The organism is Dyella sp. EPa41 (assembly GCF_016586165.1).
Classification (GTDB): Bacteria; Pseudomonadota; Gammaproteobacteria; order Xanthomonadales; family Rhodanobacteraceae; genus Dyella.
The window spans coordinates 1-25,911 of record NZ_BCPR01000014.1; the positions used below are offsets into that span (position 1 = coordinate 1).

At 63.5% G+C, this 25,911-nt stretch carries 19 protein-coding genes; 12 read left to right on the forward strand and 7 right to left on the reverse strand.

The window, feature by feature from the left end:
* Positions 1-489: 489 nt before the first annotated feature.
* Entirely contained in the window at positions 490-2,133 is a 1,644-nt protein-coding gene (locus JMF82_RS06665) for an alkaline phosphatase family protein (protein WP_236585332.1), read from the reverse strand.
* A 265-nt stretch (positions 2,134-2,398) separates the two neighbouring features.
* Between JMF82_RS06665 and JMF82_RS06670 the strand changes: the two genes are divergently transcribed.
* From JMF82_RS06670 to JMF82_RS06705, 8 genes are all read left to right on the forward strand, one after another.
* Positions 2,399-4,408 (forward strand): bifunctional 2',3'-cyclic-nucleotide 2'-phosphodiesterase/3'-nucleotidase, encoded by a 2,010-nt coding sequence (locus tag JMF82_RS06670; RefSeq protein ID WP_201313751.1) that lies wholly within the window; start codon positions 2,399-2,401, stop codon positions 4,406-4,408.
* A gap of 165 nt (positions 4,409-4,573) precedes the next feature.
* Complete coding sequence (locus JMF82_RS06675) at positions 4,574-5,353, forward strand: transketolase (protein ID WP_201313752.1); 780 nt, start codon at positions 4,574-4,576, stop codon at positions 5,351-5,353.
* Positions 5,350-6,255 carry a hypothetical protein gene (locus tag JMF82_RS06680; RefSeq protein WP_201313753.1) on the forward strand — a complete coding sequence of 302 codons (906 nt, stop codon included), beginning with the start codon at positions 5,350-5,352 and terminating at the stop codon, positions 6,253-6,255. The genes JMF82_RS06675 and JMF82_RS06680 overlap by 4 nt, the downstream gene beginning before the upstream one ends.
* A 6-nt stretch (positions 6,256-6,261) precedes the next feature.
* Positions 6,262-8,226, forward strand: coding sequence for an NAD-dependent epimerase/dehydratase family protein (locus JMF82_RS06685; RefSeq protein WP_201313754.1), 1,965 nt, complete (start codon positions 6,262-6,264; stop codon positions 8,224-8,226).
* An 85-nt stretch (positions 8,227-8,311) separates the two neighbouring features.
* Positions 8,312-9,265, forward strand: a complete 954-nt coding sequence (locus JMF82_RS06690; RefSeq protein WP_236585333.1) for a class I SAM-dependent methyltransferase — start codon at positions 8,312-8,314, stop codon at positions 9,263-9,265.
* Between the two features lie 4 nt (positions 9,266-9,269).
* Positions 9,270-9,659, forward strand: coding sequence for a GtrA family protein (locus JMF82_RS06695; RefSeq protein ID WP_201313755.1), 390 nt, complete (start codon positions 9,270-9,272; stop codon positions 9,657-9,659).
* Complete coding sequence (locus JMF82_RS06700) at positions 9,656-11,257, forward strand: hypothetical protein (RefSeq protein WP_201313756.1); 1,602 nt, start codon at positions 9,656-9,658, stop codon at positions 11,255-11,257. Before JMF82_RS06695 ends, JMF82_RS06700 begins: the two co-directional genes overlap by 4 nt.
* A 105-nt stretch (positions 11,258-11,362) precedes the next feature.
* A complete protein-coding gene (locus JMF82_RS06705; protein ID WP_201313757.1) occupies positions 11,363-12,088 on the forward strand; it encodes a class I SAM-dependent methyltransferase in 726 nt (241 codons plus the stop codon).
* Positions 12,089-12,196: 108 nt separating this feature from the next.
* Here the strand turns inward: JMF82_RS06705 and JMF82_RS06710 are convergent, their stop codons facing one another.
* A complete protein-coding gene (locus tag JMF82_RS06710; protein WP_201313758.1) occupies positions 12,197-14,521 on the reverse strand; it encodes a hypothetical protein in 2,325 nt (774 codons plus the stop codon).
* Positions 14,522-15,295: 774 nt separating this feature from the next.
* Between JMF82_RS06710 and JMF82_RS06715 the strand changes: the two genes are divergently transcribed.
* Genes JMF82_RS06715 through thrC form a run of 3 tightly spaced genes read left to right on the forward strand, consistent with a single transcriptional unit; the run spans position 15,296 to position 18,680 of the window.
* Positions 15,296-16,378 (forward strand): homoserine dehydrogenase, encoded by a 1,083-nt coding sequence (locus JMF82_RS06715; protein ID WP_236585341.1) that lies wholly within the window; start codon positions 15,296-15,298, stop codon positions 16,376-16,378.
* Positions 16,378-17,352, forward strand: coding sequence for a homoserine kinase (locus JMF82_RS06720; RefSeq protein ID WP_201313760.1), 975 nt, complete (start codon positions 16,378-16,380; stop codon positions 17,350-17,352). The genes JMF82_RS06715 and JMF82_RS06720 overlap by 1 nt, the downstream gene beginning before the upstream one ends.
* A complete protein-coding gene (gene thrC / locus JMF82_RS06725; RefSeq protein ID WP_201313761.1) occupies positions 17,349-18,680 on the forward strand; it encodes a threonine synthase in 1,332 nt (443 codons plus the stop codon). Before JMF82_RS06720 ends, thrC begins: the two co-directional genes overlap by 4 nt.
* Positions 18,681-18,804: 124 nt before the next feature.
* Here thrC and JMF82_RS06730 read toward each other — a convergent pair whose 3' ends face one another.
* Positions 18,805-20,157 (reverse strand): GH1 family beta-glucosidase, encoded by a 1,353-nt coding sequence (locus JMF82_RS06730; protein ID WP_201313762.1) that lies wholly within the window; start codon positions 20,155-20,157, stop codon positions 18,805-18,807.
* A 149-nt stretch (positions 20,158-20,306) separates the two neighbouring features.
* Between JMF82_RS06730 and ugpC the strand changes: the two genes are divergently transcribed.
* Positions 20,307-21,398, forward strand: a complete 1,092-nt coding sequence (ugpC, locus tag JMF82_RS06735; RefSeq protein WP_201313763.1) for a sn-glycerol-3-phosphate ABC transporter ATP-binding protein UgpC — start codon at positions 20,307-20,309, stop codon at positions 21,396-21,398.
* Between the two features lie 6 nt (positions 21,399-21,404).
* Here ugpC and JMF82_RS06740 read toward each other — a convergent pair whose 3' ends face one another.
* The 4 genes from JMF82_RS06740 to JMF82_RS06755 are packed head-to-tail and all read right to left on the reverse strand — an operon-like array spanning position 21,405 to position 25,878.
* Positions 21,405-22,226, reverse strand: a complete 822-nt coding sequence (locus tag JMF82_RS06740) for a carbohydrate ABC transporter permease (protein ID WP_201313764.1) — start codon at positions 22,224-22,226, stop codon at positions 21,405-21,407.
* The gene (locus tag JMF82_RS06745; RefSeq protein WP_201313765.1) at positions 22,223-23,101 is read right to left on the reverse strand and encodes a sugar ABC transporter permease; all 879 of its coding nucleotides are present in this window, start codon (positions 23,099-23,101) and stop codon (positions 22,223-22,225) included. The genes JMF82_RS06740 and JMF82_RS06745 overlap by 4 nt, the downstream gene beginning before the upstream one ends.
* Complete coding sequence (locus tag JMF82_RS06750; RefSeq protein ID WP_236585334.1) at positions 23,098-24,417, reverse strand: sugar ABC transporter substrate-binding protein; 1,320 nt, start codon at positions 24,415-24,417, stop codon at positions 23,098-23,100. Before JMF82_RS06750 ends, JMF82_RS06745 begins: the two co-directional genes overlap by 4 nt.
* A gap of 3 nt (positions 24,418-24,420) precedes the next feature.
* On the reverse strand, positions 24,421-25,878 hold the full coding sequence (locus JMF82_RS06755) for a glucoamylase family protein (protein ID WP_201313811.1): 1,458 nt from the start codon (positions 25,876-25,878) through the stop codon (positions 24,421-24,423).
* Between the last annotated feature and the right edge of the window lie 33 nt (positions 25,879-25,911).

The following is a 25,911-nucleotide window of genomic DNA, read 5'->3' on the forward strand; positions in this document are numbered from 1 at the left end:
GGAGAAAAACGGCGGTGCGGCGCGAATAGATCCCCTCAGGGCTCAACAACGTTGCCTTGAGTCCTCTTCGCTACGGCGCGTGGCGGTGTAGCGGCTACGTTCGAGGTAGTAACGAGCACGGCCCGACTGACCTCGGTCGTCCGACGCTCCTATCCCCCATATCGCTATGAGCCTTGGCTCTCAAGGCCTATTTTCTTTGGGTTACTTTTCTTTTGGGCAAGCAAAAGAAAAGTGACTCGGCGGCCGGCAGGACGTCGAAACGCCCGCTGCGTAAGCGGCACGCTGGCGGTAGCGGAGCTACCGAAGGCAATAGCCCGCTTTCACAAGAGCAACAAACGTGCAGACCGGCGCGAAAGGCTGTCGCGCACAGGGTGCGCTCCTACACAAAAGCAGGAGATAGCATGCAGCGCTGCGGCGACCGCAAATCAGGCATGTGGAAAGGCACGAAGGCACCGCGCTAGCACAGCCCACCCGCCAGCACCGCACCCCTCACTGATAAACATGCAACCGATCAAACACCCACGCGTGATACGACTTCACCAACCCCGGCTGCGCGCAATCCGTGTACAGGCCATTGCACCGCGTCCGCAACGCGATCGCCGCTGAAAAATACGGATCGGTCGGCAAGTCCGCCGCCTGCAGCACCATGCTCGGCAGCATCGCGATGTCGAGCAAGGGATAGCGCGGCAACGCTGCACCCCGGAAGTTGCTCTTGATCATGTAGTACGTCAGGTAGTCCTTGTACTGCGCGAGGCCATCGGGCCAGGTGCGCGGCATCTCGCGGATCAGGCCGCTGAAGGACGGCTGGTGGTCGCCGAAGTGCACGATCACCGTCGGCTGCGCGCGATCCAGGAAGTCATGCTCCAGCCCGCGCATCGCCACGTCGGAATTGTGCAGGTTCGACAGGTAGGTGTTGAAGTTCACCGATTCGCGTGTCGGCAGGCCCTTCAACAGGCCTTTGTTGAACGGCGCCGGCAACGACGAGATCGGGTCGGTGTCGTGCGGCCCGTGCTGCGCCAACGTGAGGATCATGATGAAGACCGGCTGCCCCGGCTTCTTCACCTTGTCGTAGACTCGCTTGGCCGCGGTGAACATCTGCGCGTCGGTTTCTTCCCACTCCTCCAGGCCAAGCTGGCCGGCGTCGTAGAACTGGTCGAAGCCGTAGGCCGTGTACGCGTTGCGCCCGTTGAGGAAAGCGCCATTGGTTGGATAGATCGCCACCGTGAGGTAACCCAGGCGCTGCAGCTGGCGCGGCAGCGAATCCTGCACGTGCGGCGCGAGCACGTAGGGCGCATACATGCCGCCCGGCCCGAAGATGTCCTGCGGCATGCCGGTAAGCGTGGCGAACTCGCTGACCCAGGTGCCGCCGCCGAAGGTGTGCACGCGCAGCGGGCCGGTGGCGCGCGTGCGCGCATCGGCCTTGAACATGCCCACGCGGCACTCCGGGATGTTGCACTGGCTGAAGTTGGACGGATTGAAGGTGCTTTCTTCCAGCACCTGCACGATGTCCGGATAGTTCTCCGGCGTGCGCGGCGTGGCGGCCGGGAAACCCGATGCGGTGGCGCCCCAGTCCTGTTCGGCGATGGCGTCGTCTGCCATGTCGGGCATCTGGACGTCCGAATCACTGAAGTTGACGAAGAAGTTGGTGATCTGCGCGTCGTCGGAGAGTTTTTCCCATACGTTTCTCGCATGCACCTCGGCGAACGGGCCGTTCGGCAACAGGCACACCCAGAACGCTACCGCCCACAATGCCACGCCACCCAGGCGCATCGACCACGCACGGCGCCGGCTCATGTGCGAAAGCATGCGGCGATCGAAGCGCCACACGGCCCATAATGCGAGCGGTGTCAGCACGCCCACGGCCAACGTCAGCATCCACAGGTGCGGGTAGTGCCCCAGCGTCTCCAGCAGGCTGCTGCGGGCGTAGTAGATGAAGTCCGCCGGCATCAGCGGCGAGTCCAGGTAACGCAGCTTGAGTATGGACAGGAAATTGAGCGCGAGGAAAAGACCGCCGCTCACCACCAGCGCGGTGGCGGGGCGCGCGAAGGCGAACAGCAGGATGCCGAACGCGCACACCATCAGGGCGATCACGAACGCCTGCTGCAGCAAGGCGGGCTCACGCAGGGCCGTCATGCTGACGCAGAACACGAAAAAGCAGGCGGCAAAGAGCCAGGGCCCACTCCTTCGCAAAAAGCGTAGCGATGATTGCGGCATATGGTTCGGCCCCCTGTTCGGCCTGGCTGTCATTCGGCCGCAATTCTACGGTCTCCAAACGGTCACATGCACAACGGTGGGCAACGGCAGGATGGCGCCACGACGCGGTTCAGCGCCGGTTTCGCCGCCCACGGCCCGGCCTATCTGGTAGCGTGCGCAGTCCCCGACAGGAACAGGTCCCCTCATGCCCCTCCGCTTGCGCCCCATCGCCCTGCTTTGCGCCGCCGCCCTGGCCGGTTGCGCCGGCCAGTCGCCCAAGCCCGCGGCCAGCCTGCCGGACGGCAGCCACGCCCAGGTGGCGATCCTGGAGACCACCGACGTCCATTCCAACGTGCTGAGCTACGACTATTACAAGCAGCGCGAGGACACCACGGTGGGTTACGAGCGCACCGCCACCTTGATCCGCCGCGCCCGCGAGCAGTACGCGAACAGCTTCCTGTTCGACAGCGGCGACACCATCCAGGGCAGCGTGCTGGCCGACTACCAGGCCCAGGTGAAGCCGGTGGGCTGCAACGAGGAGCTGGGCATCTATCGCGCCATGGACGCCATGGGTTACGACGGCGGCACTGCCGGCAACCACGAGTTCAACTACGGCCTGGGCTTCCTCTCGCAGGTCACCGGCACGCCGATGAACGTGGATGGCGGCCGCGGCGAACGCTGCGTCGGTCCGCACTTCCCGCTGGTGCTCTCGAACGTGTTCAGTGCCCGCGACGGCGCGCCGATCTTCAAGCCGTGGACGGTGGTGCAGAAGGACATCACCGTCACCGCACCGGATGGCAGCCAGCGCAAGGTGCCGCTGAAGGTCGGCATCATCGGCCTCACGCCGCCGCCCATCCTCGAATGGGACAAGCAGAACCTTGCCGGCAAGGTCACCGTCACCGGAGTGGTCGAGGCCACGCGGAAATACCTGCCGGAACTGCAGGCGCAGCATCCCGACCTGGTCGTCGCCGTGCTCCATGGCGGCCTCAACACCGCGCCGTACACGCCGGACATGGAGAACGGCGGCTGGTATGTCGCCGGCGTCCCGGGCATCGACGTGGTGCTGATGGGCCACTCGCACACCGAGTTTCCCGGCCCGCACTACAAAGGCATGAAGGACGTCGACGCCGAGCGCGGTTTCGTGCGCGGCAAGCCGGCCGTGATGGGTGGCTTCTTCGGCAAGGATCTTGGCGTCATCGACCTCGCGCTGCAGCGCAAGGACGGCCGCTGGGTGATCGATGCCGGCCAGACGCATAGCGAAGTGCGCCCGATCTGTCCGAAGAAGAACGCATGCGTGCCGGCCGATCCCGCCATTGCGCCGCTGGTGCGGCAGGCGCACGAAGCGGCCGTGCAGTATGTGAACACGCCCATCGGCACGACCACGGTGCACATGAGCAGCTACTTCGCCGACGAAGGCAACATGACGGCGCTCGCGCCCATCAACGCCGCGATGCGCGACTACGTGCAGAGCGAACTGCCGAAGCTGCACCCGGAACTGGCCAAGCTGCCGGTGCTGTCGTCAGCGGCCGCGTTCCGTACCGGCTTCGGTGGCCCGGACGACTACACCGACGTCGAGCCCGGTCCGCTCACCTTGCGCAGTGCGGCCGACTTGTACTTCTATCCCAACACGCTTTCGGTGGTGCAGGTTGACGGCGCCGGCCTCAAGGCGTGGCTGGAAAAGTCGGCCGAGCGCTTCAACCAGATCGACCCGTCGAAGGAGGCCGAGCAGGAGCTGATCAACACGCGCATGCCCGGCTACAACTTCGACCAGATCCAGGGCGACCTGGCCTACGTGATCGACGTGTCCAAACCCGCGGGCGAGCGCATCACCAGGCTCACCTACAAGGGCAAGGCAGTGACGCCGCAGCAGCCGTTCGTGGTTGCAACCAACAACTACCGCGCCAGCGGCGGTGGCAACTTCCCCGGCCTGGACGGCAAGAACATCGTGCTGGCCGCACCCGATGGTGCGCGCGAAATCCTCGCCAAATGGCTGCAGCGCGAACAGACCATCGGCACGAACACGCTACCCGCCCCATCGTGGCGCTTTGCCCCGCTGAAGACCCGCGGCGAAGTGGTGTTCAAGGGTGCCGCCGGCAAACAGGACGTCGCGCGATCGGTGGGCCTGAAGAACATCCGCCAGCTCAAGGACAACGGCGACGGCACTGCAGTGTATGCCATTGATCTGGCTACGAAAGCATCCACCCAAACCAGGTAGTTCCATGTTTTGGGATTCCTCTCCCTGTAAGGCCTCTCGGGAAAACCTACACTTGGTCTTGTTGTTTTCGGTGTATGAGGGACGCCAGGGAGGGGCTATCTGGTGCGACCCGTCCTTGCGCAGGGAAACGGGAGCGCAACTCATCCAGTTTTGCAGAGAACAGTTATGAAGCCCTTGCTGGACAACAAGCAAATGCTGGCTATTCGGCGGCGATTGCTTCAGATGCACCACGAAAGCGGGGTGGGCCATATTGGCGGCAACCTGTCCGCCATCGATGTGTTGTCCCTGCTGTTCAACGAATACCTGGGCGCCCAGGATGCCTTCATCCTGTCCAAGGGCCATTCCGCCGGCGCGCTCTATGTCGCGCTGTGGAGCGTGGGGAAGTTGGGTGACGAAGACCTGCGCATGTTCCACCGGGACGACAGCCTTCTGGCAGGGCATCCACCTGCTCGAGGCATTGCAGAAATCATGTTCGCCACTGGCAGCCTGGGGCATGGGCTGTCATTGGCAGCAGGCACCGCTCTCGCAAAGCGCTTGAAGGGAGAGAACGGCCAGACGTTCTGCCTGACGTCGGATGGTGAATGGCAGGAAGGCTCGACCTGGGAGGCACTTATATTCGCGGCCCACCGTCGGCTTACGAATTTGACGATCCTGATAGACCACAATCGGCTCCAAGGCTTTGGCGGCACCGAAGACGTGGCATCAATGTGCCCGTTGCAAGAGCGGCTGAAGGGCTTTGATGTCGACGTACAGGCTGTTTCCGGCCATGACCTCGACGCCATGCGCAACGTGCTGGCATTACCCTCTCGGCGCCTGAGGATCGTCGTATTGGAAACCACCAAGGGCAAAGGTGTTTCATTCATGGAGAACCGAATGGAGTGGCATTACCTGCCACTCAAGGAACCCCATTACACCTTGGCGCTTGAGGAACTCGGCCTCACATGAGAAAGCAACTGTGCGACACCTTGGTCTCCCAGGCGGACAACCCCAGGATGGTCTTTCTTACCGGCGACCTGGGCTTTATGGCACTTGAGCCGCTGCAGGTGGCTCTCGGCGAACGCTTCATCAATGCCGGCGTCGCCGAACAGAACATGGTTTCCGTTGCCGCCGCCATGGCGCGCCAGGGGTTCGATGCCTGGGTCTATAGCATCGCACCGTTCTGTTATGCGCGGCCATTTGAGCAAATCCGCAACGACGTGACCTTCCACAACCTGCCCGTTCGCCTGATCGGCAATGGCGGGGGTTATGCCTATGGCGTGATGGGACCGACCCATCACGCCATCGAGGACTATGGCGTCCTCCTGACATTGCCCAACCTCTGCGTTTATGCGCCGGTATTCGACGAAGACGTCCCCGCGGCCATCGAATCCGCGAGCAAGGAAACCAGAGCGGTCTACCTGCGACTCGGTCGAGGCGAGCAACCCGCGGGCTACGCCATCCCGGACTATTCGCCTTGGCGGCAGCTGGTGCAGGGCGAAGGAATACCGGTGATAGCCGTCGGCCCCCTGGCCACGACGTATATTTCCGCCTTGCAGGACCTTTCGGACAGCCGACGCCCCAACTTGTGGGCGGTGGCGGAACTTCCGCTCTCGCGCCATGGGCTTCCCGAGGCACTGGAGCAAGCCATCAGGACTCATCAGGTGATCTGCGTCGCCGAGGAACATGTTGCACACGGTGGCTTTGCATCCGAACTCAGCCTATACCTGATGCAGCGTGGCGTCTCGGCACGCATGCTGCACCTTCATGCCAAGGCCCACCACTACGACAGGTACGGATCGCAGGCCTATCTTCGCGCGCAGTCCGGACTTGATCCGCAAAGCCTTCTGGATACCATTCAAGGCACGTAATCCGACATGACCGAACTGATTCAGCACATCCGCGCGTTGAAGGGTCCCATCCTGGTGACTGGTGCCGCGGGGTTTGTGGGAGCAAACCTGTTCCGGACGATCTTCGAACAGCGTCAGGACGTGCATGCCGTGGTGCAGACGGTCCGCAACTGGCGGCTGGACGGCATTCCGGACGCCAACATCGCCGTCGCAAACGTCAACGATTCGGCGGCATTGAAGCACCTTGTAGACCAGATCGCACCGCAAACCGTATTCGATTGCGTCGCTTACGGCGCCTACTCCTTCGAGCGCGACCCGACCCTCATCTACGAGACGAACTTCCAGTCGATCGTTGGCTTGACCATGCTGTTGAACGAGCGCGGCGTGTCCGCCTTCGTGCATGCCGGCACTTCCTCGGAATACGGCAGCAATAGCGCCGCACCTGTCGAAGATGCAGTATGCCAGCCGAACAGCCACTACGCCGTGTCCAAGGTCGCGACCGCGGAATATCTCCGCTACATGGGCAAACATCACCGCTTTCCTTGCGTCAACCTCCGGCTGTATTCGGTCTATGGACCGCTGGAGGATGGCTCGCGACTGATCCCTAATCTGCTCCACAAGGCGCTGTCCGGCAGCTTGCCACCGTTCGTCGATGCGCGTACTTCGCGCGATTTCGTGCATGTGGACGACGTCTGTCGCGCATTCATCTACGCCGCAGTGAAAATGAATCCGGACCTGTATGGCGAGAGCCTCAACATCGGCTCCGGCAAGCGTACGACCATCGCCGAGCTGGCCGAGCTGACGCGCCGCGTTTTCAAGATTGAAGAGCAGCCCGTTTTTGGCAGCATGCATGCCCGTGCATGGGATCTCGCCGACTGGTATGCCAACCCGTCCAAGGCCGATCGGATGTTGGATTGGAAGGCAGAGATAGGTCTCGCCGATGGACTGCGCGCCACGAGCACCTGGGTGGAAACCCTATCCGAAGATGACCTCAAGGGCTTGTCCAAGCATGCCACCAGCAAAAGGCGACGGAGCATTTCGGCAATCATCGCCTGCTACAAGGACGAACCCGCCATTCCTGTGATGTACGAGCGCCTCAAGGCCACGTTCGAACGGCTGCGTATCGATCACGAAATCATCTTCGTCAATGACTGCAGCCCTGACGACAGTGCCGCGGTGATCAGGGATATCTCCGCTCGGGATCCCAAGGTCATCGGCATCTCGCATTCGCGCAACTTCGGCTCGCAGATGGCATTTCGCAGCGGCATGGAGCTGGCTTCCAAGGACGCCGTGGTGCTATTGGACGGCGACCTGCAGGACCCGCCAGACCTGATCGAAGCCTTCTACGAAAAATGGGAAGATGGCTTTGACGTGGTCTATGGGCGCCGCGTCCAGCGCGAGATGCCGTGGCACTGGGGGCTGCTGTACAAGGCCTTCTACCGGGTCTTTGCGGCCTTCAGCTACGTCAAGATCCCACTCGACGCCGGTGATTTCTCCCTGATCGATCGGAAGGTCGTTCAGTGGCTGCTTTCGTGCCCGGAGCGTGACTTGTTCATGCGCGGATTGCGCGCCTACGTTGGATTCAAGCAGGCCGGCGTGGACTACGTGCGCCCAGAGCGGATGTTCGGCAGCACAACCAACACACTCATCAAGAACATCGACTGGGCGAAGAAAGGCATCTTTTCCTTCAGCAACGTCCCGCTGACGCTGCTCACCGCAGCCGGCCTGGCCTTGCTCGGGCTGTCAATCATCGCCGCGATCATTGTCGTATTGCTTCATGTCGCCTGGCCAAACACCGCCCCACGGGGGACCACAAGCATCCTGATCGGCGTGTTGATGTTCGGCTCTCTGAACCTGTTCGGCATCGGACTGGTTGGCGAGTACATTGGAAAGATCATGATCGAAGTCAAGGGAAGACCACGACTTATCCGGTCTGCACTGATCAGGCACGGTGTCGTCACAACCCAGGTGACGAGAGCTGATCCACAGTGAAGCAGGATGTTCTGATTCGCCGCATGCCGATGCTCCCGCAGACGCGGTCATCTTCCTTCGACTGGCAAAAGCCTGGACGCCTTTGATGCAACGGGATTCCTACCAAGGTAGCACCTCGCTATCGGATCGACCGGAACGAACCTGCCCTGTCTGCGGGAGTGGTCCGGAACATGCCCGCGCATTTCTCGAGGAACGGATCGATGCTTCGCGTCTCAACCAGTTCAGCTTCGCGTCTCGAAAAGAACCGGAATTCTTCAATTACCGCATGATCCAGTGCACAACCTGCGATCTGGTCTACGTTGATCGCCCGCCATCGCAGCAAGCGCTGGCGCACGCCTATCACGTGGCTGATTACGACAGCAGCGAGGAAGCGAACGACGCAGCTGATGCCTACATGAGGGAGCTGCGCCCGGTACTTGCCCGGTTAAACCGGGATTCTGCCCTGGAAATCGGTACCGGCACGGGTGTCCTCCTGGACGGACTGGCGGCGGCCGGTTTCAGGCGGCTCGTTGGTATTGAACCCTCTTCCGCTGCCTTTGCAGCTGCCCCGCCACATCGACGCCCCTGGATCAGGGAGGGCATTTTCCGCGAAGAAGACTTCGAGCCGGAATCCTTCGATCTCGTGTGCTGCTTCATGACACTTGAGCATGTGCGCGACCCAATGGAGATTGCAAGGTCGGTCTCACGGTTGCTTCGCCCTGGCGGTGCGTTCGTGACGGTAACGCACAATTACAGAAGCGCCATCAACCGGGTGCTTGGACGTCGCTCGCCGATCATTGACGTTGAGCATATGCAATTGTTTTCCAACATGAGCATCGGCGAGTTGCTCACCCGCGCAGGCTATGATGAGGTCCAATCCAGGCCATTGGTGAATCGCTACGCGCTCGCCTACTGGACTCGCCTGCTGCCATTCCCTTCAACTATCAAACGCCAGTTGATAAGTTTCGAGAACGCGATGGGATTGGGCCAAAGAAAGCTTTCCTTCAACGTCGGAAACACCATCGCGTCCGGCTTCCGGCCAGCTGATGCAGGAGCTTGATCGCATGACCGGCGACAAGCGCTTCACTCGGTTTATCTTTGTTGGCCTGCTCAACACGCTTTTTGGGCTCGGCGCATACAGCTTTCTCGTGTGGATTGGCCTGCCCATCTGGACCGCGTTGATCGGCGCAGGCATCGCCAGCATCGGGTTCAATTTCTTCACCACGGGCCATCTAGTCTTTTCGGACATTGCACCTTCGCGGCTGCCGCGTTTCGTCGGTGCGTATCTTGTCTTGTACGTCGTCAATTACCTGTCGATTCGCGCCCTCGTGCTTCTTCACCTTGGACCGATTACCAGCCAAGTCATTCTTACGCCTGCCATCGCGATGTTGTCGTTCTTCGTGATGTCCAGACTCGTCTTCTCGTCCGAAACCGTGAGGAGTGGAGGCGAATGAACGTGTGGCCCACCAAATGGCTGCTAGGCAACGGACCGGGCATGGATGAACGCACGCATCGCCGCCTGGCTGTCGTCGGTGCAGCGTCGCTTGGCCTGCTCACCGCGGCCGTGTTCTTCGCCTGGGAAAGTCACCAGGGACTGAGCCTGTGGGACGAGGGTTATCTTTGGTATGGCGTGCTGCGCGTGCTGGCCGGAGAGGTCCCGCTTCGAGACTTTCAGTCGTATGACCCGGGGCGCTACTACTGGAGCGCCTTGCTCCTGCGGCTCACGGGAACGGAAGGCATCTTGGCCATCCGCTATACCTTGGCGCTGTTCCAGGCCATCGCGCTATCCACAGCCCTGATCGCACTCGCCGCGATCAGGCCAAGGCGCGGCGGCACTTTCTATCTGCTCGCATGTGCCCTGACGCTTGCAGCATGGATGGTACCTCGCCACAAGTTGTTCGATGTATCCATTTCAATGGTCCTTGTTTGCGTATCGGCGCTATGGATCGCGAGGCCCTCGCTCAGGAATTACTTCCTGATGGGGTTGGCGCTTGGCCTGGCCGCCTACTTCGGCAAGAACCATGGGATGTATGGAATGCTGGCCACCGGTGGAATTCTCCTGTCGCAGGCGCTGCACCGAGACAATGGGGGCCGCCTTTGGCGAGGAATCATGGTCCTCGCCGGGGGAGTGGTGGTCGGCTATACGCCGATGTTCGCCACGATGGGCCTGGCGCCGGGCTTCATGCAGGCTTTTTTTCGCGGCATCAAGTTCTATGCGGAGATCAGGGCGACGAACCTGCCACTACCCGTACCGTCACCATGGCATGCTGGTTTCTGGAATTCCTTTTCCCCAGACAGCCTGAGAGAGCTGGCGGAGGGATGGATCTTCCTTTTCATCCCGGTCTTCGGGTGCCTGTCGGTAATCTACGTGCTGATAGCACGCCGGAAGGGACTGCCTGTGCGTTCACTGTTTGTGGCAAGCGCCTTCTACGTTCTTCCCTACGCGCACTACGCCTATTCACGGGCCGATCTTGGCCATCTTGCACAAGGCATCTTCCCAACCCTGATCGGCATCATGGTGCTGTGTGCGTCACTTCCCGCACTACCGCGCGCTCTCGCGCTGATGGCACTGTGCGCGACCAGTCTCTTCACCGCGGCCCCGCTGCACCCGGGCTGGCAGTGCAAGGTCAACCACAACTGCACGACGGTCGTAGTCGACGGCACCCGGCTTCGTGTCGACGGCGGCACCGCCAGGGAAGTTGCACTGCTGCGGTCGCTCAAGCGGGACTTCGCGCCAACAGGGCAAAACATCTATGTCACCCCCTTCCTTCCGGGCGCCTATGCGCTGCTCCATTCAAGATCCCCCACGTGGGAGATCTATGCGCCCTGGCGCCGCGGCGATCAGGTGCAACGCGACGATATCAGGCAGATCGAACTGGCGAAGCCGGCCTTTGTACTGATTTACGACATTTCACTGGATGGCCGGGACGAGCTTCGCTTCAGGAACACGCATCCGCTCATCAACAGTTATATCCAGGATCATTACGTCGCTGTCACTGGATACACCGACGACCCCGCTTACTTGATCTACCGTCCTCCAGGGGTGCGATAAAGGCAGCCCACCGCAGAAGGCACCGATGATCGTTAAAATTGATTGAAACATCATGGTTGACGCTCCCCGCTGAAAAGCACCTCCAGATACACGTTGGGTACTGCAATGACTGAGACAAAACGAAACGTCGATGTGTTTGACATGGACGCTGCGACAAGCGGGGGCTACCTGTATACAAGCCAGTCACGCCTTTCCAGCCGACTGGCCAATGCGCGCATCAGCAGCGCCGTCTTGTCGTCGGTCGATTTTCGTAACCAGCGCGTGGTCGACATTGGCTGCGGTGACGGCAGTTACACCGTGGAGATTGCGAGCCAGGGGGCGCGGCATGTTACCGGCCTCGATCCCGCGGCCGTCGCCATCGAGAAAGGTCGGGAACGCGCGCGCGCGCTGGGCCTGGAAAACTGCAGCTTTGAGACACATAGCATTTATGACGTGCCATCAAGCCTCGATGAGACGTTCGATGTCGCCGTGCTTCGGGGAGTGCTTCATCACCTGAGCGACCCTGCCCAGGCGGTCGCCATTGCGCTGCGCCTCGCCAAATGCGCCGTTATCCTGGAACCCAACGGGCTCAACCCCGTACTCAAGCTCATCGAGCGTACTTCGCGCTACCACATCGAGCACGAAGAGCAGTCGTTCACGCCGCGCTCTGCCGCCAGCTGGTGCCGCGAGGGCGGCGCGCGTTCCGTGCGGTGGTCTTTCCTTGGCCTGGTTCCGTTTTTCTGCCCCGACTGGATGGCCAAAACAGGCCGCCTGGCCGAGCCAGTGGTCGAGAAGATACCGGGATTACGCGCCATTTCCTGCGGGCAGTACGTAATGGTCGCGGAACGCTAGGTTCATTTCATCTTCATGCGTGGGCGGCAACCACGTGGACATGGCTGTAGCCTTTCTGGCCCTGGCTTGGAACAGAGGTTGCCTGCACCCGCCTACCGGCCCTGATTGTCAGCGCACGACCTGTCTTTGGCTCATGGCGCGACACCGCCAAACCCTCCTGGTCGAAGCGACTACCAGGACCATGCCGATCACGGCAAAACCGGCGTGGCCCAGCCACGCCCAGCGTATCCAGGGGCGGAACGTCAGCCTCACGGCCTCCGCCCCTGGCGGCAGGACAATGCCTTCGTAGGCGCCATTGACGACCACCGGTCGCGCACTCACCCAACGGCCCTGCACGCGAACCTTCGTCAGCCAATTGGCGTTGTAGGCCTGGCTCACGACCAACAATGAGTCTTTGTCCGAGCCTACGGTGAGTTGCAACTCAATCTTGTCGCCGCGATCACTCAGTACCTTGGCAGTGTCCTTTTCGACGACGGGCGAATCCGTGAGTTTCATGCCCATGTCGCCTTCGACGATATGGTCCATGGGAATACGGACATACGCCCCCCAGCGAACCAGGACTTTGTAGACGAGCAATCCGCTGAAGTTGCCCTGGAGTACGACCATCGGCGAACTCAATGGTTGTCTCGTCACCAGCGCGCCAATGTTTGCCAACATGAAATCAGCGGAGCCAATACTGGCGGCGTCGATGACTCTATTGGTCCGCCCGTAGTTCTCGCTTTCGCCTCCAAGTCGCCGGATGAGGTCCTGGTAGCGCACGGGGGACAGACTGTCGTAGGAATGTATGGAACGCAGTGACATTTGAACGTTCAAGTTCGCCGGTACGAAGTCTTCCGCGGACTTCAGCACCGCGTAACGCGATCCATCGGCGAGCAACGCCTGTAACTCCGTGGTCGCCGGAGAGGATTGGGCAATGGAACTGCGAGACTGAACGAGAAGCTGATGCCGATCGAAGACGAACAAGTGCACGATCACAACGGCGAGGAAGAGACTGATCCAGCGTCTTTGCAATGCCATCCAAAGCACTGGCAGGTAGAACGCTAGCAGGAGCGTTGCCCGGCCATCAAAGTGACCTTGCATATGAATCGATGCGGCAACGGCATTGGCGAGAAGGAGCGCGTAGAGCAATGTCGCGAGCAATAGACGCCTGGCGTTGGCGCAATCTTCTCCAGCTTCAACCTGCAATGACACCCGCTCTGCAGGGCGGCTCAACGCATCCATGCTGATGGCGGCGATCAGGCCAAGAGGAATGACGGCCTGCACGCTGGGAACGGAACGCGAGATTCCCAGGCCCAAGTGCTGCACGGCAAATGCAAAAATCCAAGGAACTGTATCAGCAGCGACCAGTATCGCCACCGCGAGCCACCATCCCCACGTACGGCGCCATGGCGCGGCACATAGCAGAAACGTAATGTAGGGCGCTACGCTACGTCCGTTGAAGAGCGAAGGGAACTCGGGCGAGATCGGATCACCGAATACCTGAGGGAAGGTCCAGAAGGCCAGGAAACGCTGCCAATCCCAAGTACTGGACATCGGGGGAATGGTTGCCCGCAGGAACTCGACACTGGGATGCATCCGTGCGGACTGCTTGGTCGTGACCCAGGTATCGATTAATGCGGGAAGCGCAGCCATGAGGCCAAGCAGAGCTGCGGACGCCAGCCCAATCGTCATCTGCGTGAGGTGCCCCTTGCCCCCGGGAAAAACCGGAAGTCGCAGATACGTATAGACAAGAAAGCCGGCCACCAGATACGCGTAGTACAACACCATCACTGGATACGCCGACATGGTCAGGCTGTACACCGAGAATGCGATGACCACCCATGACAGCATGTCGCCGCGTCGCACATACCCTACCAGCCCATACAGCGCAGCCAATACCCAACCATAGGCCGCGGCAAACATAGGGAATGTGGCCCAGTAGATCAGGCTGGGCGACAGACCCAGTGACAACGACGCGACAAGCGCGGCCGCAGGCGAAAGAGTGAGCTCCCGCGCCAGGAGAAAGGCAAAAGCTCCTGTGAAGAAAGCCGCCAATACGGCGATCCACGTAACATAGACAAATGCATCATCGGTGAACTTGGAGATGATCCAATTGGGGAGGTACGCGGGACTCAAGCCCGACATGTGGCCTGTTGGCCGCCCAAGCTCGTTGAATGGCGTCCAGATGGTGATCCAGCCCGAGCGATCTCCCTCGAGGAAAACCTTGCCTTCGGTGACATAGGTCAGCGGGTAGTCGCTGAACTTGTAGTTTTCCTTGCGATGACTGTCGGATTGCACATGCGCGTCGAGGAAAAAGTCCTGGCGGCTGGGGGCGATGACCTTGCCGCCGGTCCAGGCTTGCGCAAAGACGATGAGGAACATCGCCACATACAGAATGAAGAACGGCCCATGCCTGGGTTGTCGAACGTGCGAAAGGATGCCGAAAGGGCCCATCTTTGCTTCCTTTAGAAACACGTCCTAACAGTCCAAAAATATAACGGAGTTCAGCATGCAGATCCTCGCCCGGCCTCGGCCAGGTCGCTACTGCCCGCGGCGTGGGCCACGCGCTCCAGCGCGTGTCGACACGGGTGCTCTGATGGATTTCAATGCAAGGTAGCCGGGAAGTGCTGGTTTCCGGCCAAAGGATGCCGCTATGGCTTTCCAACGGTGCGGTTGCAAACGGTGCCGCCAAATGGATGCAGGCCATATGTTGGGCGCCGGCACGGCTTCGGCCCGCGCACATGCATTGCTCTTGCGGTATCCCAAACCCGCCAGGTGCGGGTTTCCCTGCCGTAGAGAACATCATGCCAGGCACGGGCATTGGGGGAATGGTGTCCTACCCGCCTGGGCCAGTAACCCAAGGTTACAAAAGAACCTATTGACTGAAGTGCAGCCGTCGACCTATGTTCAAACTATGTTGCTGTCCTTCCCGCCAGCCCGCATGTACCTAAACCCGGTCCTGACCGGGCGCGAGAGGCTACACACGGACACGACAACCGTTGCCGCCACGACCACCACCACGACCACTATTACCACCGGGTCGGGGTGGGTATCCGTGCGCGAGTAAGTTCCCTAACGCAAACGGCCCCGCCCTCGATGAGGCGGGCCGGAATGCACCACTCCGATACCGCCAGCGAGCACGGGCCCCGAATGGAGGCCACCGTGAACCTTGCCGTATCGCCATCGCTCGAACAGCCATCGCTTCCGCCGCATGCCGCAGCGCTGCCGATGGTCACCGCACGCCAGCGCGTGCTCGCCGTGGGCCTGGTCGGCCCCGGCCGTGTCGGCAGCGCCCTGCTCAACCAGTTGCGCTCGGCGCAGCCGCGGCTCGCGCGGGCCGGCCTGGAGCTCAAGCTCTGCGGCGTGGCCGCCAGCCGACGCATGTGGCTGGACGCCGACGACCCTGAACTCAACGGACGCTACGGCGGCGCGCAGACCTGGCGGCCCAGCAACCTGGACGAGTTCGCCGCCCACGTGCGTGGCGACGAGGGCCGCCATGCCCTGCTGATCGACTGCAGCGCCAGCGAAGCGGTGGCTTCGCGCTACGCCGAATGGCTGGCGCGGGGCATCCACGTGGTGACGCCGAACAAGCTCGCGGGCAGCGGTTCCTTTCCGCGCCTGCAGGCGATCCGCGCGGCCTGCACCAGCGGTGCGCGCTTTCGCTACGAGGCCACGGTATGCGCGGGACTGCCGGTGGTGCAGACGCTGCGCGACCTGCTCGATACCGGCGACGAACTGCTCGCGGTGGAAGGCATGTTCTCGGGCACGCTGGCCTGGCTGTGCCATCGCCACGACGGCAGCCGCCCGTTCTCGGCGCTGGTGCGCGAGGCGCACGCGCTGGGTTATACCGAACCGGACCCGCGCGACGATCTCTCGGGGCTCGACGTGGCGCGCAAGCTGGTGATCCTCGCCCGCGAGGCCGGCTGGGCATTGTCGCTGGAAGACGTGCAGGTGCAGAGCCTGGTGCCGCCGGACCTGGCGGCCATGGCGCCGGAGCAGGCGTTGGAAAACCTGCACCTGCTCGATCGGGCGATGGCCCGCGAAGTCGCGCGTGCGCAGACCCAGGGCAGCGTGCTGCGCCACGTGGCCAGCCTGGATGCGAAAGGCCATGCCAGCGTGCGCCTGGCCATGCTGCCGGCCTCGCATCCGTTCGCGCATTCACGCCTGACCGACAACATCGTTCAGTTCACCACACACCGATACCGCGATAATCCGATGCTGGTGCAGGGCCCCGGTGCCGGTCCGGAGGTGACAGCGGCGGGCATTTTCGCCGATCTTCTGCGCATTGCTGAATCCCTGGAGGTGCGCTGATGAATGCGCAACTGGCTGATCCCATGTCCGCATCGCAACGTGCATTGAGCGCCCAGGCCATGGCCTACGCGAGCGTCGGCAACGTCGGCGTGGGCTTCGACATCCTGGGGCACAGCGTGGCCGGCGCCGGCGATCGGGCCATCGTGCGCCGCATCGACGAGCCCACGGTTCGCATCGTGGGCGTGCACGGCCTGGTCACCGACCTGCCGCTCGACCCCGCCCGCAACACGGCGGGCGCCGCGCTGCTTTCGTTGCGACGCGCGCTCGGCCTGCGGCACGGTTTCGAGGTGGAGCTGCACAAGGGCATCGCGCTGGGTTCCGGCATGGGCGGATCGGCCGCTTCGTGCGTCGCGGCGCTGGTCGCCGCCAACGCGCTGCTTGAACGGCCGTTGCCGCGCGAAGCGCTATACGGCTTTGCGCTGGATGGCGAAGTCGTCGCGAGCGGCAGCCGGCATGGCGACAATCTCGGCCCCATGCTGCTCGGCGGGTTGGTGCTGTCCACGCGCGAGCGCCTGCTGCGCCTGCCGGTGCCCGACGCCTGGCACTGCGCCCTGGTGCATCCGCACGTGGTGCTGGAGACGCGCGAGTCGCGCGCGGTGCTCGCCGGCGGCTTCGCGCTGGCCGACGTGGTCGCGCAGCAGGCGAACCTGGCCCTGGTGCTGACCGGTTGCCAACGCGGCGACGCCACGCTGGTGCGCGAAGGCCTGAAGGATGTGCTGGTGGAACCGCGCCGTGCGCCGCTGGTGCCGGGTTTCGCGCGCGTGAAGCAGGCGGCGCTGGATCACCACGCGCTCGGCGCCAGCATTTCGGGCGCCGGCCCCAGCATGTTCGGCTGGTACGAGAACCGCGAGGATGCCGAGCGCGCCGCCGAAGCGATGGTCGCCGCGTTTGCCCAGGAAGGCCTCGCGAGCGATCGCCTGGTTTCCCCCGTCAACGGCCCGGCCGCGGCACTGCTGGACGAGGCAGCGGCATGAGCGAGCCGTTGCATTACCGAAGTACGCGCAGCGCACGACACGCGGCGCATATCGGCGACGTCATCGCCGCCGGGCTGGCGCCGGACGGGGGACTGTACGTGCCCGAGGCGTTGCCGCCGCTCGATGTCGCCGCCTTCGATCCGCGCGGCTCGCTGGCGGACACGGCGGTAACGCTGCTCTCGCCGTTCTTCCGCGCCACGCCGCTGGCATCCGAGCTTCCGGCGATCTGCCGCGAGGCGTTCGACTTTCCGGTGCCCTTGCGCCCGCTCGCCTATGCGGACGGCGCCTCGGTGCTGGAGCTGTTCCACGGTCCGAGCGCGGCCTTCAAGGATGTGGGGGCGCGCTTCCTCGCCGCGTGCTTCCGCCGCTTGCGGCGCGACGGCGATGCACCGTTGACCATCCTGGTCGCGACGTCCGGCGACACCGGCGCGGCGGTGGCGGCGGCGTTCCATCGCCAACCCGGCGTGCGCGTGGTGATCCTCTACCCCGACGGCCGCGTGTCGCCGCGGCAGGCGCACCAGTTGGGCTGCTTCGGTGACAACGTGCATGCACTGCGCGTCGCCGGCAGCTTCGACGACTGCCAGCGCATGGTGAAAGCTTCGCTGGGTGACGCGGAACTGCAATCGCGCGTGCCGATGTCCTCGGCCAACAGCATCAGCCTTGGCCGCCTGCTGCCGCAGATGAGCTACTACGCGCACGCCTCGTTGGATGGATGGCATCGGCATCGCTCGCCGCTCAACTTCATCGTGCCGACCGGCAACCTCGGCAATGCCCTGGCCTGCGTATGGGTGCGCGAGATGGGCCTGCCGGTCGGCGAGATCCACCTCGCGTGCAACACCAACGCGACGCTGCCCGACTATTTCGACGGCGACGCCTATTCGCCGCGCCCGGCGATTGCCACGTTGGCGAACGCGATGGACGTGGGCGCGCCGAGCAACTTCGAGCGCCTGCGCTGGACCTTTCCCCGCGATTACGAACTGCGCGTGCAGTTGCACGCCAGCAGCGTGGACGACGACACCATCCGCGATACCATCGTGCGCCACGCGCGCGACCACGACGAACTGTTCTGCCCGCACACCGCCACCGCGGTGCACGTGCTCGATGCCATGGGTTCCACGGGCCTGCCCTGGGCCGTGGTGGCTACGGCGCATCCGGCGAAGTTCGACAGCGTGGTGGAGCCGTTGGTCGGGCGAACGGTGGCGGTGCCGCCTGCCCTCGAGGCAATGTTGCGGCGGCCCGCGCATGCCGAGCCATTGGCGGCCAGCGATGCGGCGCTGAAGGATTGGCTGGTGCGGCGGGTGGAGCGTGGGCGGGCGGTCACGGGCTGAGCCCCGCCTGCCTATCTGTGTGGGAGCGCACCCTGTGCGCGACAAACCACCGGAGCGGTAACGTCGTGACTCCGCGGTCGCGCACAAGGTGCGCTCCCACAACGGTCAAAACAGGCGCAAGACCTCACTCGTCCAGCACCGCCCCGTTCGTCTCGATGACCTTGGCATAGAACTTCGCCGTGGCCTTGGGCGTGCGCTTCTGCGTGGCGAAATCCACGTGATAGAGACCAAAGCGCTTGGAGAAGCCCAGCGACCACTCCAGGTTGTCCATCAGCGACCACGCGTAGTAGCCCTTGAGGTTCACGCCGGCTTCGATCGCCCGATGGATCGCCTTGAGGTGCTTGCGCAGGTAGTTGGTGCGCAACGGGTCATCCAGTACATCGCCTTCGGCCACCGGCGGATCGTAGAACGCCGAGCCGTTCTCGGTGATGTACAGCGGGATGTCGCCGTAGCGCTGCTTGAACCAGGTGAGCGTGTCGGTGAGGCCTTGCTCGTACACCTCCCAACCGGTTTCCGTGTACGTCTTGTTGGGCTGGCGTACCGGCGCCGCGCGCAGCGGATAGTGGTTGGGATCGTTCCTCACCACCGCCCGCGTGTAGTAGTTGATGCCCACGAAGTCCACGGGCTGCCGCGTGAGCTTGAAGTCATCCTCGGGGAAATCCGGCCATGCCGGCCCGAATACGTCCTTCAGTTCCGGCGGGTAGCTGCCCAGCAGCGCCGGATCGGCGAACTGCTCGTTCATGTAGGCCTGCGCGCGGCGCGTCGCGGCCAGGTCGTCCGGGCTGCCGGACGCGGGATACTTCGGCTCGATGTTGAACACCACGCCGATCTCGTGCTTGCCGATGGCGCGATACGCCTGGATACCCGCGCCGCTGGCGCGCATCAGGTTGTGCGCGGCGATCGGTGCTTCGTACAGGCTGCGATGGCCGGGGGCCAGCGCACCATGCAGGTAGCCGCCGTCGGTCACCACCCATGGCTCATTGAGCGTGGACCAGCGCTTCACGCGATCGTCCAGCGCCTTGTACACCACGCTGGCGTACTCGGCGAACCAGTTCGCGATGTCGCGGTTCAACCAGCCGCCGCGATCATCCAGCGCGGCCGGGAGATCCCAATGGAACAGCGTGACATTCGGCTCGATGCCGTTCTGCAGCAACTCGTCGACCAGCCGCGAATAGAAGTCCAAACCCTTCTGGTTGATGCGACCGGCGCCTTCCGGCAGCACGCGTGCCCACGCGATGCTGAAGCGATAGCCCTGCAGGCCGAGCGCGCGCATCAGCTGCACGTCGTCCTTGTAGCGACGGTAGTGGTCGCATGCGACATCGCCCGTGTCACCGTTGGCCATCATGCCCGGCGTATGCGCGAAACGCTCCCAGATGCTCGGGCCCGCACCATCGGCCAGGGGTGATCCCTCGATCTGATAAGCCGAGGTCGCGGCGCCCCAATGGAAATCGGCCGGGAAGCGATAGCTGTGCGTCATGATGGAGGCAATTCCTTATGCCGCAGTGCGGCTTGATGAAAACGTTTACATGGCGAGAATAACGGAGCGCGGCCCGAATGTGCACGGGTCTTTTCGCCTAAACATGCAGTGGCCGCCCGCGGTCCGGACAGGGGAGTGACGCAAGGTCGATGGCAACGGTGACGCTGGATCGGTTGCGCAAGGTCTATCCCAACGGACATGTCGGTGTCGACGAGGCGACGTTCGAGATCGCCGACGGCGAACTGCTGGTACTGGTGGGTCCTTCCGGCTGCGGCAAGACCACGCTGCTGCGCATGATCGCGGGCCTGGAGTCGATGTCCTCGGGCACGCTGAGCATCGGCGGACGCGTGGTCAACGACGTGTCGCCCAAGGATCGCGACATCGCGATGGTGTTCCAGAACTACGCGCTGTATCCGCACATGACGGTGGCGCAGAACATGGCGTTCGGCCTGCGCCTGCGCGGCAAGCCCAAAGCCGAGATCGATGCGCGCGTGCGCGACGCGGCAAGGCTGCTGGAGCTGGAGCATCGTCTCGATGCCCTGCCCGCCGCGCTTTCCGGTGGACAGCGCCAGCGCGTGGCGCTTGGGCGCGCGCTGGTGCGCGAGCCGAAGGTATTCCTGCTCGACGAGCCGCTGTCCAATCTCGACGCGAAGCTGCGACTGTCGATGCGCGTGGAGATCGCGCGACTGCATCGGCAGCTCGGCACCACCACCATCTATGTGACGCACGACCAGGTCGAAGCCATGACGCTGGGGCAGCGCATCGTGGTGCTCAACGGCGGGCAGATCCAGCAGATCGACACACCGATGCGCCTGTACGAGAAGCCCGCCAACCTGTTCGTGGCCGGCTTCCTCGGTTCGCCGGCGATGAACCTGTTGCACGGCACGCTTCGCCACCGGCGCGGCTGGTCGCTGGATATGCCCGAGGGCACGGTGCCGCTCGGCGAACTGGCGGCGCAAAGCCATGAGTTGCTGCCGTGGATCGATCGCGAGGTCGTGCTCGGCGTGCGTCCCGAGGATCTCCGGCTGACCGGCGCCGACCATGCCGCCTTGAGCGCGGTGCTCGACGTGCCCGAACCGGTGGGCAACGAGATCTTCCTCAACCTGCGCCACGGATCGCAGTCGCTGGTATCGCGCGTGGCGCCCGGCGCCCTGCCCGAAGCCGGCGCCGTCATGCACTTCGCGTTGGCTCACGATCGTCTGCATGTGTTCGAACCGAGCGGCGGCACCCGTATCGTCTGAGGAAGGTCAGCCTTTCACGCTGCCGAGCAGCAGGCCTTCGATGTAGTAGCGCTGCATGGCGAGGAACAACGCCAGCACCGGAACCACCGTCACCACCGAGCCCGCCATCATCAGCTCGCTGTCCTGCGCGTGCTCGCGCGCCAGCGAAGCGAGGCCGATCGGCAGGGTGTAGTGCTCCTGGCCGGTGAGCGCGATCAGCGGCCACATGAAGTCGTTCCACGCGGTGAGGAAGGTGTAGATCGCCAGCGTCACCATGATGGGCTTGAGCAGCGGCAGCACGATCTGCGTGAAGATGCGAAGCTCGCCCGCGCCGTCGATGCGCGCCGCTTCCATCAGTTCGTCCGGGATGCCTCGCGCGTACTGGCGGACCAGGAAGATGCCGAAGGCCGTGGCCATCGCCGGCACGATCACCGCCGCATAGCTGTTCACCAGGCCGATGTACTTCAGCATCAGGAACAGCGGCAGCATCGCCACCTGCGCGGGAATCACCAGCATGCCGAGCAGGCCCTGGAACAGGCGCTCCCGGCCATGGAAGCGCAATTTGGCGAAGGCGTAGCCCGCCATCACGTTGCAGGCGAGCGAAAGCACGGTGATCGCCACGGAGATCGCCAGGCTGTTCAGCAGATAGCGCCCCATGCCGGCCCGAACGAACAGTTCCTCATAGTTCTGCCAACCGGCATGCGCCGGCAGCAGCGGCGGCGGCAGCGCGCCCGCCTCGCCGGGACGCATGAACGACACCGACAGCATCCACAGCAGCGGAAACAGCGCGACCACGGCGCCACCGATCAGCAGCCCGTTGATGAGGGCCTTGGCGATGCGCGGGCTCATGCCGCCGCCCCGCGGCGCGCCACGCGCAGCATCAGCGCGGTGACGGCGAACATGATGACGAACAGCAGGAACGCCACCGCCGACGCGGTGCCGAAGTTCCACCATTTGAAGCCTTCGTTGTACATCAGGTACAGCACGCTGGTGGTGCTCTGCAACGGGCCGCCCTCGGTCATCACGTAGGGCTCGGCGAACAGCTGGAAATAGCCGGAAACGGTGAGGATGCTCACCATCAACAGCGTCGGCGCGAGCATCGGCAGCGTGATATGGCGGAACTGCTGCAGCGGCGAGGCGCCATCGATGCGCGCCGCTTCGTAGAGATCGCCCGGGATCGCCTGCAGGCCGGCGAGAAAGATGATCATGTTGTAGCCGAAGTTCTTCCACACCGCGAACAGGATGATGGTGGGCATGGCCCAGTGCGGATCGCCCAGCCAGTCCACCGGATGGATGCCGACCGCGCCCAGCACATAGTTCGCCATGCCGTATTTGGTGTTGAAGATGTACCGCCACACCAGCGCCACCGCGGCCACCGTGGTCACCACCGGCGCGAACAGCGCCGTGCGGAAGAACGGCTTGCAGCGCGCCAATGGCGAGTTGAGCAGCAGCGCCGCGCCGAGCGACACCATGATCGAGAGCGGCACGCCGGCCAGCACGAAGTAGAACGTGTGGCCCAGCGCCGACCAGAACGCCGGCTGGTGCAGCAGGTCCCAATAGTTGCCCAGGGCGACGAAGCGAAGATGACGGATGTCGGCCAGCGCGTAGAGGTCGTAGTCGGTGAGGCTCAACCCAAGGGCCGCGATCACCGGCAGCAGGAAAAATACGCCCAGCACCAGCAGCGCGGGCGCCAGGAACCACCAGGCGGCGCGTTGCGGATTCATGGCGCGGCCCCGGTGCCGTGACGTTCGTGGTCGAGGATCCAGCGCCGCTTCTCGAGAATGCGATCGGCACGGCGATCCATCTCCGCGGCCGCCTCGTCGATGCTCAGCGCGCCCGCCACCGCCTGTGCGGCGACCAGCTGCATTTCGTTGGCGATCTGCTCCCACTCCGGCACCGGTGGCGTCGGCTTCACATGTTCCAGTTGCTCGCGGAACGCCAGCACCTTCGGATCATGGCGCAGGCCATCGCCATCCCAGGCGCTGCGCCGCGCAGGCATGTCGCCGAGCAGCTCGTAGAAGCGTTGCTGCACATCCGGGCGCGAGAGGTATTCGATCAGCGCCCACGCTTCGTCCTTGTGCCTGGAATGGCGAAAGATCACCAGGCTGGAACCACCCGCCGCCCCGACGCCGGCGCCATCAGGGCCGGGCAACGGCGCCGTGGCCCAGTCATCCTGCTCGGTCGCCGGCAGGCGCTTGCGGAACTCGCCGATGTTCCAGGGGCCCGAGAAGTAGAACGCGTACACGCCGCGCCCGAACTCGTCCCACGGGTTGCCGGCCTCGACATTGGTGATCGGCGGCGCCTGGCGCAGGCGAAAGGTATCCACGTAGAACGCCAGCGCACGCTTGAAACCTTCGCTGCGGAAGTTGCCGTAGCGCCCGCCGTCGCGCAGCATCGGCTCGGGCTGCTGCAGCGCGAGCGACATCAGCTGCTCGTACTCGTTCGTGGGCAGCAGGATGCCGTAGACACCGTCCTGCGGCCTGCTGAGCGCGGCCAGCACCTTGCGCCATTGGGCCCAGTCACGCGGCGGCGTATCGAAACCGGCCGCCTTCAGCAGGTCGGTCCGATAGAAGATGAGCCGCGTGTCCACGTACCACGGCACGCCCACCAGCCTGCCGTCGATCACACTGGTGGCCCAGATGTTGGCGAAGTAGTCGTCCTGCTTCACCACGGTGGAGCGGTCCACCCGCGGCTGCAGCGGCTCCAGTGCGTTCAGCGCGGCGAACTCGGGCAACCAGGTGTTGCCCAGCTGGGTGAGATCCGGCGTGGAGCTGCCGGCAAAGGCCGTGAGCAACTTCTGGTGCGCCGCCGTCATCGGCAGCTGCTGCACCTTCACCTGCACGCCCGGATGCAGGCGCTCGAATTCGGGCAACAGCTTCACCACCGCCTCGCCTTCGCGGCCGATGGTCCAGAACGTCAGCGTCGTGCCGTCCTCATGGGGCGAGGTGCAGCCGGCCGCGATCGTCACGACGCCACCGAGCAGCATCGCGCACAGGCGATGCAGGATCCCGCTCGATCGGCGTTGGGTGGTTGAAGACATGTCTCAGCGTGGTTTCTGTTCCAGCCATCCGCCGGTGAACCCGGCACGTTCCAGACCCTTGCGGACATACGGATTCTTGCGCATCACGTTCCACACGAAGCCACTGCGCCAGTTCTCGATCATCAGCACGATGGGGCCCTGGTCGATGCCGATCTGCTTGTCGTCGGCCCAGCCCATGCCAGGCACGGCGCGGCCTTCCTTGGGCGCGATGCCGGTATCGTAGCTGGGATTGAATGCATCGACGAAGCCGTACCTGGTGTAGATCGCCTCGCCGTAGCGCGCCTTCATCTCCATCAGCGCGGGCACGACGATCTCGGGCGCGAACGCGATGGAGCCGCCCGCGGCGGTCGGTGCGATGGTGCCGTCGTCCGAGACGTAGTCGAGGCCTGCGCCACGCGCCGTGTAGCCGTAGAACGCGCGCGTGCTGCCGTCGTTGCGCTTCACCACCGCATCACCCGGGCCGTTGCACGCGGTCAGGCCCCAGATGTTTTCACCATAGCCGGTCCAATGATTCGGATTGGCGATGGCGTAGGCACGCTGCGCGTAGGTGGCCTGGCGGCTGTTCTGCGCGTAGTCGGTGTCGTGCTCGCGGCTCCACGCGTCGCGGATGCCGCGGAAGTCGATCCACGCGTGGCTGTACTGGTGGCCGAACAGCGGCGCGAAATTGAGGAACGTGCGGCCCTGGTATTCACCCCAGTTCTGCGGGTAGCTCTTCGTCCAGGCCGCCCAGGCATCATCGGCCACCGGGTGCGTGGGCGAGCCCAGCGCCAGCACGTAGACCAGCATGCCCTCGTTGTAGCCCTTCCAGTCGGCCGGGATGAACTTGCCGCCCGGCGTCCAGCCCATGCTGATCAGCGGCGAGCGCGGCTGCATCCAGGTCCAGTCGACGCGGCGGTAGATGGCGTCGGCGAGCTGGCGGATCTCTTTTTCGTCCTTGTTGTTGCGGTCGAAGTACGACTGCGCGAACAACACGCCGCCGAGCAGCAGCGTGGTGTCCACGCTGGACAGCTCGACGCCGCGTGCATGGCGTTTGCCGGTCTGCATGTCGAGGAAGTGGTAGAAGAAGCCGTGATAGCCGGAGACGTCGTCTTCGTCGTCACCCTGCCTGGCGTCATGGAAGAAATGCAGCGTGGCCAGCGTGCGCTCGACCGCCTGCTTGCGCGTGATGTAGCCGCGCTCCACGCCCACGCCATAAGCGGTGAGCGCAAAACCCACCGACGCGATGCTGGCGAAGGAGTCGCCGGGCCAGTGATCGGGTACCAGGCCGGTCTTGGCATCGGCGCTGTCCCAGAACCACTGGAACGTGCGCTTCTCCAGGTCCTCGACCATCGCGCGCTGCGTTGCAGGCAGCGCTTCATAGGTCTGCGTGGTGCTGCTTGCCTTCGCGTGTCCGGCATATGCGAAGGAGGAAGCAAGGACGAAAGCGCCGGCAAGTGCGGCTCGGAGCGTTCGCTTGATCATCATTTTCAGCTCTTCAAAGAGAGGCCCGCTTGC